The organism is Neisseria sp. 20925_1_37 (assembly GCF_041433255.1).
Lineage (GTDB): Bacteria > Pseudomonadota > Gammaproteobacteria > Burkholderiales > Neisseriaceae > Neisseria > Neisseria flavescens_D.
The window spans coordinates 1-15,867 of sequence record NZ_JAPWBC010000007.1 but is presented as its reverse complement, the minus strand read 5'-3'; the positions used below and the strand labels follow the sequence as shown (position 1 = coordinate 15,867).

Below are 15,867 nucleotides of genomic sequence, written 5' to 3'. Positions count from 1 at the left end.
AATAAAATCAGATAGTTATATTTATAAGATTTTACTATAATCATACAGTGAAAATTTATAGGTAAAACAAGGTTATGCGGCTTTGTGCATAAATTAGGGTTGACATCCCTAAAAATCACCCCGAATCAAAAGCTGCGTAAAACAACGGCCGATTTCATCAGATGCCATTCAAAAGACACGCGGCCATACATTTTGCGTTACAATACGCACTTATTTTTAAGAAAGAAAAATACGCCATGAAAGCCTCCCAGTTCTTCATTTCTACCCTTAAAGAAGCCCCTGCCGAAGCCGCACTTGCCAGCCACAAGCTGATGATTCGTGCCGGCTTGATCAAAGCCAACGCATCCGGTCTTTATACTTGGATGCCGATGGGTCTGCGCGTATTGCGCAAAGTTGAAAATATCGTGCGCGAAGAAATGGCCCGCGCAGGTAGCGTGGAGCTGCTGATGCCGGTGGTACAACCTGCCGAACTGTGGCAGGAATCCGGCCGCTGGGAGTTTTACGGTAAAGAACTGCTGCGCCTGAAAGACCGTCATGATCGTGATTTCTGTATGGGTCCTACTTGTGAAGAAGTGATTGCCGACATCGTGCGCAAAGAAGTCAACAGCTACAAACAACTGCCGAAAAACTTTTACCACATCCAAACCAAATTCCGCGATGAAGTACGTCCGCGCTTTGGCGTGATGCGCGCGCGCGAGTTCGTCATGAAAGACGCTTATTCCTTCCATGCCGACTATGCCTCGCTTCAGACGACCTATCAGGATATGTACGACGCTTACTGCCGTATCTTCACCCGTTTAGGTTTGGAATTCCGTCCTGTTGCCGCGGATACCGGCAGCATCGGCGGTACTGGCTCTCACGAATTCCAAGTATTGGCTGAAAGCGGCGAAGATGTTATTGCATACAGCGATACTTCCGATTACGCCGCCAATATCGAATTGGCGCCTACCTTGCCGCTTAAAGGCGAACGCGCTGCTGCTCAGGCTGAATTGACCAAAGTACATACGCCAAACGTCAAAACCATTGAGTCTTTGGTTGAATTCCTCAATATTCCAGTTGAACAAACCCTCAAATCCATCGTGGTTGAAGGCGAAAACGAAGGCGAACTCGTCCTGCTACTGTTGCGTGGCGACCATGAGTTTAACGATATTAAGGCAGAAAAACTAGCTGGCGTGAAATCACCGCTGACCATGGCAAACCCTGCCGCGATTGTTGAACAGTTCGGCGCAAACGGCGGCTCTCTCGGCCCTGTCGGCTTCAAAGGTAAAGTCTATGCGGATTTCGCTACCGAAAAAGGCGCAGATTGGGTTATCGGCGCAAACGAAGACAACTACCACTATACCGGCTTTAACTTCGGCCGAGATGCTGCCGAGCCTGAATTTGTCGATTTGCGCAATGTCATCGAAGGTGACATCAGCCCCGACGAACAAGGCCGTCTGAAACTGGCGCGCGGTATTGAAGTCGGCCATGTCTTCCAATTACGCGACAAATATACCCAAGCCATGAACGTCAGCTTCTTGGACAATAACGGCAAATCCCAAATTATGGAAATGGGCTGCTACGGTATCGGTATCACCCGCGTTGTGGCTGCAGCCATCGAGCAAAACAACGACGAAAAAGGCATTGTTTGGACCAAAGCAATGGCACCGTTTGAAGTCGTGATTGTACCGATGAACTACAAAAAATCTGAATCTGTACGCGAAGCCGCCGACAAAATCTATGCCGAGCTTTTGGCTGCCGGTGCGGATGTATTGTTGGATGACCGCGACGAACGTGCAGGCGTATTGCTGAATGACTCCGAGCTGTTGGGTATTCCTCACCGCATCGTAATCGGCGATCGCGCATTGAAAGAAGGCAATGTCGAATATGCCGAACGCCGTGACAATCAGGCTCAAGCCGTTGCAGTATCAGAAGTTGTCGCCAAGGTTCTGGCCGCATTGAACGTTTAAGTTTTTTTCAATCATGAAAAGGCCGTCTGAAACTGATTATTTCGTTTCAGACGGCCTTTTTCTGTTTTAATAAATAATGTTTTTTCCGTAGCTCTCTAATATTTCTTTGATTTTCAAAATGGTTTCTTTAGGCGGCGGATGTACGCCTTTTAACTTGTATTCGTCGCCGCATAAAGCCCATTTATGTGCGCCTAATTCGTGATATGGCAAAAGCTCAACCATTTCTACATTATCCATATCACCGATAAACTCGCCCAATAAATGCGCTGAACGCTCATCATCGGTATAACCGGGAACAACCACATAACGAATCCGCGTCGGCTGATTGCGTTCGGCAAGATAGCGCGCGAATTTCAGCGTTTTGGTATTTGGGATACCGACAAGCACTTTATGGATTTCAGGATCGATTTGTTTTAAGTCGAGCATAACCAGATTAGTATGATCGAGCAAATCATCCAAAATCGAGTCATAGTGCAAAGCATAGCCATTGCTGTCGAGACAGGTATGGATATCGTGTTCCCGACAGGCCGTAAACCAATCGCGTACAAACTCATATTGCAATAACGGCTCGCCTCCGGTTGCCGTTACGCCTCCGCCTGTCGCACGCAGATAATGACGATAGGTCATAACCTGCTTCATCACGGTTGCTACATCCAATTCCTGCGCCTGCTCGGTATGGAGATCCCATGTGTCGCGATTATGGCAATACAGGCAGCGCATCAGACAACCTTGCAAAAAGAGCACGTAGCGCAAGCCCGGACCATCGACAGCACCGCAAGATTCAATCGAATGAATAATGCCTTTGCCGTTATAGTGACGGTGGCCAAGGTCTTTCAGTTCCGGCTCGGGGGTAATGGCAAAAGTCGTGGACATAGTGTTCGGCTCAAAAATATTTTTGCTTATATGGATTGTACGATAATAAAGGCCGTCTGAACATTTCAGACGGCCTTGGAGCTTTGTTTCAAAACAAACCAAATGCAAATTTAGCTGCCGGTTTGTTTTTCCACCCGGATCACATGGTTTCTGTGAACGTACGGGTAATCACGTCAAGCTGTTGTTCGCGGGTCAGCGAGTTGAAGCGAACCGCATAACCGGACACACGAATGGTCAACTGCGGATATTTCTCCGGATTGTGCATTGCATCTTCCAAAGTCTCGCGATTCAATACGTTGACGTTCAAGTGTTGACCGCCTTCCAAAATACCGTCTTCATGGTGGAAATAACCGTCCATCAGACCGGCAAGGTTGCGTTCGCGAGAATGCTCGTCTTTACCCAACGCGCCAGGAATAATGGAGAAGGTATAGGAAATACCGTCTTTTGCAAACTCAAATGGCAGTTTGGCTACGGAAGTCAATGAAGCGACTGCACCGTTGACATCGCGGCCGTGCATTGGGTTTGCACCCGGACCAAACGGAGCGCCTGCACGGCGGCCGTCTGGAGTATTACCGGTTTTCTTACCGTAAACAACGTTGGAAGTAATGGTCAGTACGGACTGAGTCGGAGTGGCGTTGCGGTAAGTTTTGTGGGTTGCCACTTTTTTCATGAAGCGTTCAACCAAATCGCAAGCAATATCGTCAACGCGGTCATCGTTGTTACCAAATTGTGGGTATTCGCCTTCGATTTCGAAGTCAACGGCAATGCCATTTTCATCACGAATCGGTTTTACTTTGGCGTATTTAATGGCAGACAAAGAGTCGGCAGCCACAGACAGACCGGCAATACCGCAAGCCATCGTACGGATCACATCACGGTCATGCAATGCCATCAATGCAGCTTCGTAGCTGTATTTGTCGTGCATGTAGTGAATGATGTTCAGCGCGGTAACGTATTGGGTTGCCAACCAATCCATGAATTTGTCCATGCGCTCAAAGACAGTGTCGTAGTCCAAAACTTCGTCCATAATCGGCTCGGTTTTCGGACCAACTTGCTCTTTAGATTTCTCGTCCACGCCGCCGTTGATTGCGTACAGCAGAGTTTTAGCCAAGTTGGCGCGTGCGCCGAAGAACTGCATTTGTTTGCCGACCACCATCGGGCTGACGCAGCAGGCAATGGCGTAGTCGTCGCTATTGAAGTCAGGGCGCATCAAATCGTCGTTTTCGTATTGGATGGACGAAGTATCGATGGATACTTTGGCACAGAATTCTTTAAAGCCTTGCGGCAGTTGTTCTGACCACAATACAGTGATGTTTGGCTCAGGAGACGGGCCCATGTTGTACAGAGTATGCAGCACGCGGAAGTTGGTGCGGGTTACCAAGGTACGGCCATCCAAGCCCATGCCACCGATAGATTCGGTTGCCCAAATCGGGTCGCCGGAGAACAGTTGGTCGTATTCGGGCGTACGCAGGAAACGGACCATACGCAGTTTCATCACCAAGTGGTCAATGAATTCTTGCGCTTGGGTTTCGGTAATCACACCGTTTTTCAGGTCGCGTTCGATGTAGATGTCCAAGAATGAAGATACACGGCCAAAAGACATCGCAGCACCGTTTTGAGATTTAACGGCAGCGAGGTAGGCAAAGTAAGTCCACTGGATGGCTTCTTGTGCATTTTTTGCAGGGCCGGAAATGTCGTAGCCGTAAGAAGCCGCCATTTCTTTCATTTGACCCAAGGCTTTGTATTGTTCGTTGATTTCTTCACGACGGCGGATCACTTCTTCCAAGTCCACACCGTTTTCCAAATCGGCTTGCAGTGAATTGAACTGGTTGAGTTTGTCTTTCATTAAGAAGTCAATACCGTACAATGCAACACGACGGTAGTCACCGATAATACGGCCACGGCCATAAGCATCCGGCAGACCGGTAATCACACCTGATTTACGGCAACGGCGGATATCGGGAGTGTAAACGTCAAACACGCCTTGGTTATGGGTTTTGCGGTATTTGGTGAAAATTTCGCTGACTTCGGGATTCAATTCAACGTTGTACACCTTGCACGCGTCTTGCACCATTTTCAAACCGCCAAACGGCATGATAGAGCGTTTTAAAGGCTCGTCTGTTTGCAGGCCGACGATGGTTTCCAAATCTTTGTCGATATAACCTGGAGCATGGCTGGTAATGCCGGAGACGATTTGCGCGTCGATTTTATACGGCTCGTGTGTACGGTTTTCAACCTTGATGCCTTCCATCACTTCCGCCCACAGTTTGGTTGTGGCTTCGGTTGCAGGTGCCAAGAAAGAGGCATCGCCTTCATATGGCGTGTAGTTTTTTTGAATAAAATCGCGGACATCTACGTTGGTTTCCCAGTTGCCACCGACAAAACCTTCCCAAGCGGCTGGACGTTGCTGAACATCATTTGACATATCAAGCTCCTAATTTTATTGAAAATATAGACTGTAAATTTTCTAAAAGGATAACATCAATACCCATTTATTTACAGGGGTTTTTGTGAAATAAAATTACAGATTTGGTTTTTCTTGATTTACGTCAATGAGAATAATTGTTACTTGGCACTACAGCGCAGTTTCTAAACATTCGCACTTAAAAACGGCGTAGAATACAAAATTCAGCCCCGAAGACAGGTGCTCTTCAGGGCTGATTTTTTATTGCATTGCATATATAAAGGCCGTCTGAAACATTCAGACGGCCTTTATTCACTTCATCAATTAAGCAAACGGATGGTGCAGAACGATGGTTTCTTCACGATCAGGACCGGTTGAAACAATAGCCACAGGCGCACCGCAAACTTCTTCAATACGTTTCAGATAAGCTTTAGCGTTTTCAGGCAGCTTGTCGTACTCTTTCACGCCAAAAGTCGACTCGCTCCAACCCGGCATGGTTTCGTAAATCGGTTTGCAGGTTTCCACCGCATCGGAGCCGCAAGGCAGAATGTCGGTTTTACTGCCATCAGGCAATTCATAACCTACGCAGATATTGATGTTTTCAATACCGTCCATCACGTCCAGCTTGGTGATGCACATGCCGGAAATGCCGTTAACTTGAATAGAGCGTTTCAGAGCAGCCGCGTCAAACCAGCCACAACGACGCGCACGACCGGTTACAGAACCGAATTCATGGCCGCGTTCAGCCAAACCTGCGCCCACTTCGTCAAACAATTCAGTCGGGAATGGACCGGAACCCACTCGGGTGGTATAGGCTTTAACGATACCCAAGACGTAATCCAGCATTTGCGGACCTACGCCTGCACCGGCAGATGCGGTACCTGCCAAGCAGTTGGAAGAAGTGACAAACGGATAAGTACCGTAGTCGATATCCAGCAACGTACCTTGCGCGCCTTCAAACAACAGGCTTTCACCTTTACGGTTTTTCTCGTTCAAAATACGGGAAACATCGGTAATCATCGGCGTAATGCGCGGTGCAACTTTTTCGATGACCGCCATCACATCTTCAACTTTTACCGGCTCGGCATTGTGCAGGTGTTGCAACTGAACATTGTAATAAGCCAAAACAGCTTCCAGTTTTTCAACCAGTTTTTCAGGGTGCAACAAGTCCACCACGCGAATCGCGCGACGGGCAACTTTATCTTCATAGGCTGGGCCGATGCCGCGACCGGTTGTACCAATTTTGCTTTTACCGCGGGAAGCTTCGCGTGCTTGGTCAAGCGCAATGTGGTAAGGCAGGATCAATGGGCAGGTCGGCGCAATTTTCAGACGGCCTTCAACGTTTTTCACACCGGCGGCGTTCAATTCGTCGATTTCACCCAGCAATGCTTCAGGAGAAACGACAACACCTGAGCCGATGAAGCAGTCCAAAGTCTCATGCAAAATGCCGCTTGGAATCAGGCGCAAAATGGTTTTTTTGCCACCGACTACCAAAGTATGGCCGGCATTGTGGCCGCCTTGGAAACGTACTACACCGCTGGTTTCTTCCGCCAGCCAGTCAACAATCTTACCTTTGCCTTCATCACCCCATTGGGCACCGATTACGACAACATTTTTAGCCATAGCCATCTAACCTTATTTCAGATACAAAATTTCAAAATAAAACTCAATCGTTCAAAGCGATTACTTTCCAAACACCGTCTACCTGTTTCAGACGGCCTGTAACCTCTTCCGAACCGTTATAGCCGATACCGTAATCGATAACGACACATTGTCCTTGTTCGCGCAAAGCATCTACCGCTTCTTGAGCCGCAGGCATGTCCTTTACATCGACAGCCACCACGGATTCCCGTCCGATAGCAGGAAGGCGGCCGATGAAGCTGCGCAAATCAAAACTGAATCCGGCCGCAGGACGCGCGCGTCCGAAGTATCCGCCCAATCCGTCATACCGTCCGCCGCGTGCTACGGCATCATGACGGTTTGAACCATAAGCCGCGTAAAGCAAACCGGTATGGTAATTGTCAACACGCAATTCCGACAAATCGATATGCACTTTTTGATTTGGGAACGCATCGCATACTGCCTGCAATTCATCCAAAGCCGCACTGACTGCGGACAATTCCGGTAATTTCTCTCTAGCCACAGTCAGCACTTCACGACCGCCATACAATCGGGGCAACAATGAAAACGCTTTTGCCCACATGCCATCAAGTTTCCACTCTTTGACCAACTGGCTGACAGCCTCGGCATCTTTGTCCTGCATCGATGACAGCAGGGTTGCCGATTGTTGCTCATCCAAATGCGCGGCATTTGCTAAAGAACGGAATACGCCGATATGGCCTAATGAAAGCAAAACTTCGCCCATGTCGGCAATCTTCATGCTTTTCAGCATCAAATCAATCAATTCGATATCCGCTTCAATGCCTTCCAAGCCGTACATTTCCGCACCCGCCTGCAAAGGTTCGCGCATATTGAGCAATCCGTCAGGCCGAGCATGAAGCACCGAACCGGCATAGCATAAACGGTTGATGCCTTGATTGGCAGAAAGCAAGTGGGCATCAATACGCGCAACCTGCGGCGTAATATCCGCGCGGATACCGAGCTGACGGCCGCTAAGCTGATCGACGACCAAAATGGTTTTCAAAGACAAACCGGCATCGATATGCGTCAATAAGGAATGGCTGTATTCCATCAATGGCGGTTGCACCAATTCATAACCATGCACGCGGAACAAAGCCAACAGCCGCTCACGGGCGCTTTCCAGTTGTCGGGCATTGGTCGGCAACACGTCGGCAACGTGTTCAGGAAGCTGCCAAGACTTCATGAGAATCTACCTCTGTTTTTTTTGTAAACATAAAGGGCTGCTTAAATTTAAAACCAAATCAGCCTGACGACTGAAATTTTCCTGAATGCATCAACGGCAAATCCGATGCAGCTTCAACAAAACTGATTTTAAATTTAAACAGCCCCTGAGTAACGGCTTCAAACCGTCGAGTTATTAAAATCAGACTTTACCATATTAAAACGAATTTTGCACCCTGTTTACAGAGAACGTAAAAAACATTAAAAACATTAAAAATAAAGGCCGTCTGAAAACCAAATGCATAGCTGCATCGTTTTCAGACGGCCTTATTCATGCCTGAACAACCCGACGCTTAGCGCCAGTAACGCCACCAAGGCATATCGTCAGATCGCCATTCGTGTTGCAAGAACGGACTTTGCGGGAAGTTGGTTTCCAAAACACGGCGTGTATCGGCAGCCAGTTGCGGCTTGTCCAGTTTCTTATACGCCAATTCCATCATCGCCAAAGCTTCTTCGACGTAACGGGTATTTTGGTAACGGCTGACGATTTTTTGCGCACGGTTGGCCGCTGCGACATAAGCACCGCGTTTCATGTAATAACGCGCCACAGATATCTCGTTACCACCCAAAGCGTCCACCAGCTTGGCCATACGTTCGGTTGCATCGGCAGCGTATTTGCTGTTTGGATAACGTTGAACCAACTCGGCAAACGCCTGATAAGCATCGCGATTGGCTTTCGGGTCGCGGTCGGACCAGTCTTGGGAAGCCAGCTTGTTCAAGAAAGACTGGTCTTCGTTAAACAGAACCAAACCTTTCAAGTACAGCGCGTAGTCCATATTCGGATGTTGCGGATGATGGCGTTGGAAGCGCGCAATGGCAGCCAAGGCTTTTTCCGGCTCATCGTCTTTATAATAGGCATACGCCGTATCCAACTGGGACTGCTGGGCATAGCGGCCGTTTGGAAAACGGGATTCTAAAATTTCGTATAACTTGACAGCTCGCGTATAATTGTTGCTGTTCAATTCGTCTTGCGCTTCGGCATAAAGCTTTTCCACACTCCAATCTTGAGTAATTTGGGCGTCTTTATCGATTGTGCCTTTATTTGCGCAGGCACTCAGTGCCAAACCTAAAGAAACTACTAAAAGAATTTTTTTCATGCAGAATACTTCCTTTGATAACGAAGCCGATTATAGCGATGATTTAGACTTTCCGTCATCCCCTGAAACAGAAAGTTGTGTTAATTTGACCGTTCCGCTCGAAATGGCGGGCGGAAGGCTGGATGCCGTATTGGCCAAACTCATGCCCGACTACTCGCGCAGCCGCCTGAGTTCGTGGATTAAAGAGGGTGCAGTCATTGTAAACGATAAGCCTGCTCAACCCAAAGATAAAATGATAGGCGGTGAATTGATTGCCGTTACGGTACGTCCGAGCGAAGAAAACCTCGCGTTCACGCCTGAACCGATGGATTTGGACATCATTTATGAAGACGATACCGTCATCGTCATCAACAAACCGGCTGGGTTGGTCGTCCATCCTGCCGCAGGCAACTGGAGCGGCACCCTGCTCAACGGCCTATTGGCGCACTGTACGGAATTAAGCCAAGTGCCGCGTGCGGGCATCGTACACCGTTTGGACAAAGAAACCAGCGGCCTGATGGTGGTCGCTAAAACCTTGCCGGCACAAAACTCATTGGTTCAACAGCTTCAAGAGCGCACAGTCAAACGCATTTACCGCGCAGTCGCCAACGGCATTGTTCCTTTCGACGGCAAAATCGAAACCCAAATCGGCCGCGACCCGCACAACCGCCTGAAAATGGCAGTCGTCAAATTCGGCGGCAAACCTGCCATTACCCACGTCAAAGTGTTGGAACGTTACCTGGCGCACAGCTACATCGAATGCTCGCTCGAAACCGGCCGCACCCACCAAATCCGCGTTCATATGCGCGAAGCCAACCATCCGCTGGCCGCCGACCCTGTTTACGGCAACCTGCGCCATCCATGCAGCGATGCGGTTAAAGAAGCCATCAAAGCCCTCGGCGCGCGCCAAGCCCTGCACGCCTACCGCTTGAGCTTTGTCCATCCGAAAACCGGCGAAACCGTTTCCTTTGAAGCGCCTATACCTGACGATATGTACCACCTGCTTTCCGTCCTGCGTCTGGAAGCCGGTTTGGATTCATCCCTAAGCAACGAGGAAGAATGGCAAGAGAAATTTGGCATGGACGATGACGACGATTGGAATGAAGACGACTACGATGTCGAAGTCGTTTATGTAAGGGATTAAACCCATTTTTCAGACGGCCTAAAATATTATTTGAGGCCGTCTGAAATCAATCCGTTCCAATATTCAACGATTCAAAGATTATGAAAACCATCACAGATACCCTAAACCTCGCTCCGCAAGGCAAGAACTTTTTGACTGCTGACTGGCCTGCCCCTGCCAATGTTAAAACGCTTATTACCACGCGCAACGGCGGTGTCAGCGAAGGCGTATATCGCAGCCTGAATGTCGGCTCACACGTCGGCGACAATCTGGAAGCCGTGCTCCGCAACCGCGAAATCGTACAGGAACAAGTCGGCCTGCCCGTTGCCTACCTTAATCAAATCCACAGCACCATTGTTGTAAATGCCGCCGAAGCGTTAGGCAATACGCCCGACGCCGATGCCTCGGTTGATACGACGGGGACGGTCGCCTGTGCTTCTATGACTGCCGATTGCCTGCCTGTCTTGTTTTGCGACAAAGCAGGGACGGTGGTTGCAGCAGCCCATGCAGGTTGGCGCGGTTTGGCCGGTGGCGTTTTGCAAAACACCATTGCAGCAATGAATGTCGAGCCGCTGGAAATCATGGCCTATCTCGCCCCTGCCATCGGCCCTGATGCGTTTGAAGTGGGGCAAGATGTATTTGATGCGTTTTGCACACCCATGCCGGAAGCTGCCGATGCGTTTGAAGACATCGGCGGCGGCAAATACCTTGCCGACATTTACGCTTTGGCGCGCATGGTTCTGCACCGCGAGGGCGTGAACATGATTTATGGCGGCACCCATTGCACCGTCTTGGAACGCGATACTTTCTTCTCCTATCGCCGCGACGGACAAACCGGCCGCATGGTCAGCCTGATTTGGTTGGAAAAATAAGATTTTCGCCATCAAAGACAAGGCCGTCTGAAAGACTTTCCGTTTACGGTTTCAGACGGCCTAAACATTATTCGTTATAATCCGACGATACCGTAACCGGTTTCAACGAAGGAATATCCAATGAAAAAAATCCTATTGCCTGCACTCGCCCTATTGCTTGCCTCTTGCGGTTTCCACCTGAAAGGCACTGGCGTAACTTCGCAGCCACTGCCTTATCAAAACTGGCATGTAGAAGGCGGAGCCGTCATGCAAAAAGCGCTGGAAAATGCCTTACGCCGTGCCGACGGGCATCCGGTTAGCGAAGCCGAATCACAAATCACCCTGCGCGTTGTCGACTTTCAACAACGCCGCGACATCTACACCATCACCCGTGCCGCCGTGATCAACGAATACCTGCTGGACATGACCGTCAAAACCCAAGCCTTCCGCAGCGGCAAGCCGGTTGGCGAACCGATGGAAGTTAAAGTTCACCGCACCATGAATTACACCGACAGCGAAGCTTTGGGCAAACAGGAAGAGGAAGAAAGCATTTGGTCTGAAATGCGTATCGACGCAGCAGATCAAATCGTCCGCCGCCTGACTTTCCTAAAGGCGCAATAATGGCTGCCGCGCCCATTGAGAGCCTGCGCCCCGATACGCCGCTTAAACCGTTGTACATTATTCACGGCGAAGAGGATTTGTTGCGCATCGAGGCTTTGGATACGCTGCGCGCAGCCGCAAAAAAACAAGGTTATCTCAACCGCGAAGTCTATACCGCCGAAAACAATTTTGACTGGAACGAGCTGTTGCAAAGTGCCGGCAGCGCAGGTTTGTTTGCAGATTTGAAACTGCTGGAAATCCACATTCCCAACGGCAAACCCGGCAAAAACGGAGGCGATGCCCTGCAAACCTTCGCCGAACTCCTACCCGAAGATACGGTTACGCTCATCCTCCTACCCAAGCTTGAAAAAGCGCAAATCCAGTCTAAATGGTTTTCCGCATTGGCAGGCAAAGGCATCGTCTTAGAAGCCAAAGCCGTTGCGCCACATGCTTTGCCGCAATGGATACAGGGCCGTCTGAAACAGCAGGGTTTGGACATCGAACCTGAAGCACTCGCCCTTTTTGCCCAGCGTGTCGAAGGCAATCTCTTGGCCGCCCGTCAGGAAATCGAAAAACTCACCCTGCTCCATCCCCAAGGCCATTTGATCAATATTGCCGACGCGGAGGCCGCGGTTGCCACCGTCGCCCGCTTCGATGTATTCCAACTAGCAGGCGCATGGATGAAAGGCGATGCCCTGCGCGTTTCCCGTTTGCTGGACGGCTTGGAAGAAGAAGGCGAAGAGCCGGTTTTGCTGTTGTGGGCAGTTGCAGAAGACATCCGTACCCTAATCCGACTCACTGCCGCACTCAAGCAAGGCCAAAACATCCAAAGCCTGCGCAACAGCCTGCGTTTATGGGGCGACAAGCAGACTCTTGCACCGATGGCGGCCAAACGCATTTCCATCAACCGCCTGCTCGACGCGCTCAAAACCTGCGCTAAAATCGACCGCATCATCAAAGGCGCGGAAGAAGGCGATGCATGGACTGAGTTCAAACAGCTCGTCACTTCGCTGGCAGCCTGAAAACCGTTGCCACGCGTCAAGAAACTTGCACGCAATACGCCCCAAAAACAGAAAATACTGTAAAATAGCGTAAACATTAAATTCAGGCCGTCTGAACTTCGCATTTCAGACGGCCTCTTCCAGCAAAAAACAAGGAAACACCAACCATATGGATAATAAAACCAAACTTCGCATCGGCGGTCTGGCCCTGCTGACCACTGCCGTATTAAGCCTCATCATCGTTCTGATCGTCGATTCATGGCCGCTGGCCATCCTGTTGGCCGTCATCATCGTGGCCGCTGCCGCAGGCGGTTTCGTTTGGACTTCACGCCGTCAGCAACGCCAATTCCTCGAGCGCCTGAAAAAATTCGACATCGATCCGGAAAAAGGCCGTATCAACGAAGCTAACCTGCGCCGCATGTACCACAGCGGCGGCCAACATCAAAAAGACGCAATTACCTTGGTTTGCCTGTCACAAAAATGTTCCGTTGACGAAGCGCACGCCATCTTCAAAAAACGTCCGACCCGTCAGGAAATGAACCAAATGGCTGCCCAACAGGCACGCGGTCAAAAACGTCCACATCGCTAATCCCGACAGTAACAGGCCGTCTGAACATCCTATCCCGTTTCAGACGGCCTGTTTTTATTTCCATCAAACCCATTTCCGTTTCCATCGCATTATGACCCGTCTTCCTACCGCCCCACTCAAACGCCGCCTCGCCGCACTGGTTTACGAACTTCTGCTGACCGGCGCCGTGACCAGCATTGCCGCCCTTGCAGCCGGTATTGTCGCCATCTTTCTCAATCCCGTTTCCACGCGCCTGTCCATGCTGGCAACCTGTCTGATTCTGTTCTACGCATGGTGGCTCTACTTCCGTGCCAACTGGCACAAAAAAGGCCAAACCCTCGCCATGCAGACATGGAAAATCGGTTTAGCCGATAAAAACGATACCCAGCCGCCCCTGCCGCAGCTGCGCCTGCGCTTTATTTGGGCCAGTATTTTTATTGTCTTCATTCCCCTGTTTGCCTACGCCGGATTGCGCCATCTGCTCAATATCCCTCCCAAAGGCGCATTCGGCGCAGCGCTCATTTGGCTTATCCTGCCATGGGGTTTCGCCCTATTCCATTCCGACCGCCAATTCCTCTACGACTTCTTGGCCGGAACAAGGCTGGTGGATTTAAATCAGAAGAAAACAAACGAATAAAATCCAAAAGTGCATAAAATAAAGGCCGTCTGAAACTCAAGATAAGTTTCAGACGGCCTTTAATCATAACATCAAGCAATGATTATTCTTGCCAACGTTTGAACACCAGCGAAGTATTGACACCGCCAAAAGCAAAGTTATTGCTGACCACATAATCGGTTTGAATCTCGCGTCCGCCTGTTTGAATGTAATCCACCTTACCGCAACGCGGATCGATGTTTTCCAATGTAAAAGTTAAGATAAAGGTCATAATTGTTTATATAGAAAAATAAAAACGGCCAATACACAATTGGCCGTTTTATAAGTTCTATTAAATTAGAACCATGCTTTAAGCAATGCAGCAGTACCAGCAATACTACCGACTAAACCAACAGCCCCAGCTGCGGTACCCATTGCTCCATTAACTTGGTCACGTTTGTTGGCGCGTTTCTCACGCTCAAGTGCCAATTCTTCAGAAACGTTAGCACGTTGACGACGATGTTGCTCCAACTCGGCACGAGACAATTGTGCAGAAGCACGATTACGACCGGCTTTGATGGCTGCGGAATCATCACCGATTGCCATATCACCAACAGAGTTTCCTTGGGTAGCACAACCAGTTACTACCATAGAGGATAAAAGCAGGACAGCAATTGTTTTTTTCATATTTTTTACCTAAGAAATAATAATTACGTTAAATCATAAGTTAGTGGAGGATATATACTTTGCGATCGCCGTAGGCACGTTTGATAGCATCAGCTTCATCCATCATTTCTTCACGACGTTCACGACGGCGCTCAGCACGCTCAACACGTTCGTCATCCTGTACTCTACGAGAATTAGCCTGCATCGCAGCTTCTTGCTCTTGGGAAGGATAGAAACGTTGATCACCGTAGGTAACACAGCCTGTTAAAGCAGCCAACAAGAGGGACATCAAAATGGTTTTATTCAACATAACAGATTCACTTATTTACCAAAAATGAGTTAGATTGTATTAAGTCCACTCACTTTATATTATTTTTATGAAGTTGGCAATTGAATTTTATATTTTCATAGATAATTGAAGATAAAAAGACACAAGTTTAAGCAACTTTCTCTTTGTGATAATCATATAATTAACTATATTCTTATCAATATTCAACATGCTTTTAAAAATATCAAATTCTGCATAAAACCCTTCAATACTAGCCGCGCAACATCCATACTGCGCACACTACCGCAATCACCACCAACAAAGCGGCAAGCAGTTGTCCCATTCCTGCCAATTTAGGCTGTTGGGCATCAATGGTTTTAAAGCCGTTAATCATCGGCGTAATCAAATCCTGTTTTTTCACAAAGCGGTACAGCAAAACGGCCGCGATATGTACGCCCGCCAAAACAGCCAAGACATTAAAAAAATTGACATGGATTTTTCGTGCCAGCGTACCGGTATGTTCGCTGACCAAATGATTCAAAAAGCCAGGATTGGTAAACGTATTTTCATCGGCGGCAAATAAGCCTGTGGCCGTCTGAAAAACCAAGGCGGCCAATAAAGCAATGACCATCAGCGCGCCCAAAGGATTGTGGCCGACCAATTCGTCTTCAGACATTTGGCCTTGCGTGTAGCGACGGATTTCGGGAAACGGTCGCACAAATCGGCTGAATTTTGCCGTATCGCTGCCCCATATCCCCCAGCACAAGCGGAAAACCACCAATGCCAGCATCAACAAGCCGCCGCGCAAGTGCCATACCAGCATATCGCCGCCTTGGGTGGCGCTGTACCACATAAAACCCATCAATAACACCAAGAGCCAATGGAACAGGCGCGTAGGTGCGTCCCAAACTTTTATTTTTTGCTTCATTACCTTTTACTTTCTGATTTAAAATTAAATTTCTTATCTTGGAAGGTTACGCCATGCAGCCCATCTACACGCTTCCTGAATCGCTTCAGGCCTTTCAGACGGC

15 protein-coding genes and 1 pseudogene are annotated in these 15,867 nt (G+C 49.0%); 7 read left to right on the top strand and 9 right to left on the bottom strand.

The window, feature by feature from the left end; genetic code table 11:
- Positions 1 to 236: 236 nt before the first annotated feature.
- Positions 237 to 1,949: a proline--tRNA ligase gene (locus tag O3661_RS06855; protein WP_371492777.1), complete on the top strand. Its 1,713-nt coding sequence runs from the start codon at positions 237 to 239 to the stop codon at positions 1,947 to 1,949.
- 66 nt (positions 1,950 to 2,015) lie between these two features.
- On the opposite strand, the gene pflA is transcribed toward O3661_RS06855, so the two are convergent.
- The 5 genes from pflA to O3661_RS06830 all read right to left on the bottom strand — a co-directional run bounded on the left by pflA (position 2,016) and on the right by O3661_RS06830 (position 9,185).
- Positions 2,016 to 2,822, bottom strand: a complete 807-nt coding sequence (gene pflA / locus O3661_RS06850; RefSeq protein WP_070827042.1) for a pyruvate formate lyase 1-activating protein — start codon at positions 2,820 to 2,822, stop codon at positions 2,016 to 2,018.
- A 139-nt stretch (positions 2,823 to 2,961) separates the two neighbouring features.
- The gene (gene pflB, locus O3661_RS06845; RefSeq protein ID WP_371492776.1) at positions 2,962 to 5,247 is read right to left on the bottom strand and encodes a formate C-acetyltransferase; all 2,286 of its coding nucleotides are present in this window, start codon (positions 5,245 to 5,247) and stop codon (positions 2,962 to 2,964) included.
- A 303-nt stretch (positions 5,248 to 5,550) separates the two neighbouring features.
- Entirely contained in the window at positions 5,551 to 6,849 is a 1,299-nt protein-coding gene (locus O3661_RS06840; protein WP_371492774.1) for an adenylosuccinate synthase, read from the bottom strand.
- Between the two features lie 43 nt (positions 6,850 to 6,892).
- Positions 6,893 to 8,050, bottom strand: coding sequence for an ATP phosphoribosyltransferase regulatory subunit (locus O3661_RS06835; protein WP_371492773.1), 1,158 nt, complete (start codon positions 8,048 to 8,050; stop codon positions 6,893 to 6,895).
- Positions 8,051 to 8,381: 331 nt separating this feature from the next.
- Positions 8,382 to 9,185, bottom strand: a complete 804-nt coding sequence (locus O3661_RS06830) for an outer membrane protein assembly factor BamD (protein WP_003680807.1) — start codon at positions 9,183 to 9,185, stop codon at positions 8,382 to 8,384.
- Here O3661_RS06830 and rluD point away from each other — a divergent pair.
- The 6 genes from rluD (at position 9,184) to O3661_RS06800 (ending at position 13,944) form a co-directional block, all read left to right on the top strand.
- Positions 9,184 to 10,308, top strand: a complete 1,125-nt coding sequence (gene rluD, locus O3661_RS06825; protein ID WP_249551780.1) for a 23S rRNA pseudouridine(1911/1915/1917) synthase RluD — start codon at positions 9,184 to 9,186, stop codon at positions 10,306 to 10,308. The two genes, O3661_RS06830 and rluD, sit on opposite strands and share 2 nt — an antisense overlap.
- Positions 10,309 to 10,388: 80 nt before the next feature.
- On the top strand, positions 10,389 to 11,159 hold the full coding sequence (pgeF, locus tag O3661_RS06820; RefSeq protein WP_128582564.1) for a peptidoglycan editing factor PgeF: 771 nt from the start codon (positions 10,389 to 10,391) through the stop codon (positions 11,157 to 11,159).
- Between the two features lie 120 nt (positions 11,160 to 11,279).
- Positions 11,280 to 11,759, top strand: a complete 480-nt coding sequence (gene lptE, locus O3661_RS06815) for an LPS assembly lipoprotein LptE (RefSeq protein ID WP_371492772.1) — start codon at positions 11,280 to 11,282, stop codon at positions 11,757 to 11,759.
- Positions 11,759 to 12,760 (top strand): DNA polymerase III subunit delta, encoded by a 1,002-nt coding sequence (gene holA / locus O3661_RS06810; RefSeq protein WP_371492770.1) that lies wholly within the window; start codon positions 11,759 to 11,761, stop codon positions 12,758 to 12,760. The genes lptE and holA overlap by 1 nt, the downstream gene beginning before the upstream one ends.
- A gap of 148 nt (positions 12,761 to 12,908) precedes the next feature.
- Positions 12,909 to 13,328 carry a hypothetical protein gene (locus O3661_RS06805; protein ID WP_003746427.1) on the top strand — a complete coding sequence of 140 codons (420 nt, stop codon included), beginning with the start codon at positions 12,909 to 12,911 and terminating at the stop codon, positions 13,326 to 13,328.
- Between the two features lie 91 nt (positions 13,329 to 13,419).
- Positions 13,420 to 13,944 (top strand): RDD family protein, encoded by a 525-nt coding sequence (locus O3661_RS06800; RefSeq protein WP_371492769.1) that lies wholly within the window; start codon positions 13,420 to 13,422, stop codon positions 13,942 to 13,944.
- A gap of 82 nt (positions 13,945 to 14,026) precedes the next feature.
- Here O3661_RS06800 and O3661_RS06795 read toward each other — a convergent pair.
- From O3661_RS06795 to O3661_RS06780, 4 genes and pseudogenes are all read right to left on the bottom strand, one after another.
- Positions 14,027 to 14,170, bottom strand: a pseudogene (locus O3661_RS06795) (beta-ketoacyl-ACP synthase); the annotation flags it as partial.
- 89 nt (positions 14,171 to 14,259) lie between these two features.
- On the bottom strand, positions 14,260 to 14,589 hold the full coding sequence (locus tag O3661_RS06790; RefSeq protein ID WP_371492767.1) for an NGK_0946 family protein: 330 nt from the start codon (positions 14,587 to 14,589) through the stop codon (positions 14,260 to 14,262).
- Positions 14,590 to 14,629: 40 nt separating this feature from the next.
- The gene (locus tag O3661_RS06785; protein WP_371492765.1) at positions 14,630 to 14,878 is read right to left on the bottom strand and encodes a hypothetical protein; all 249 of its coding nucleotides are present in this window, start codon (positions 14,876 to 14,878) and stop codon (positions 14,630 to 14,632) included.
- A 229-nt stretch (positions 14,879 to 15,107) separates the two neighbouring features.
- Positions 15,108 to 15,764 (bottom strand): cytochrome b/b6 domain-containing protein, encoded by a 657-nt coding sequence (locus O3661_RS06780; protein ID WP_371492764.1) that lies wholly within the window; start codon positions 15,762 to 15,764, stop codon positions 15,108 to 15,110.
- Positions 15,765 to 15,867 lie beyond the last annotated feature (103 nt).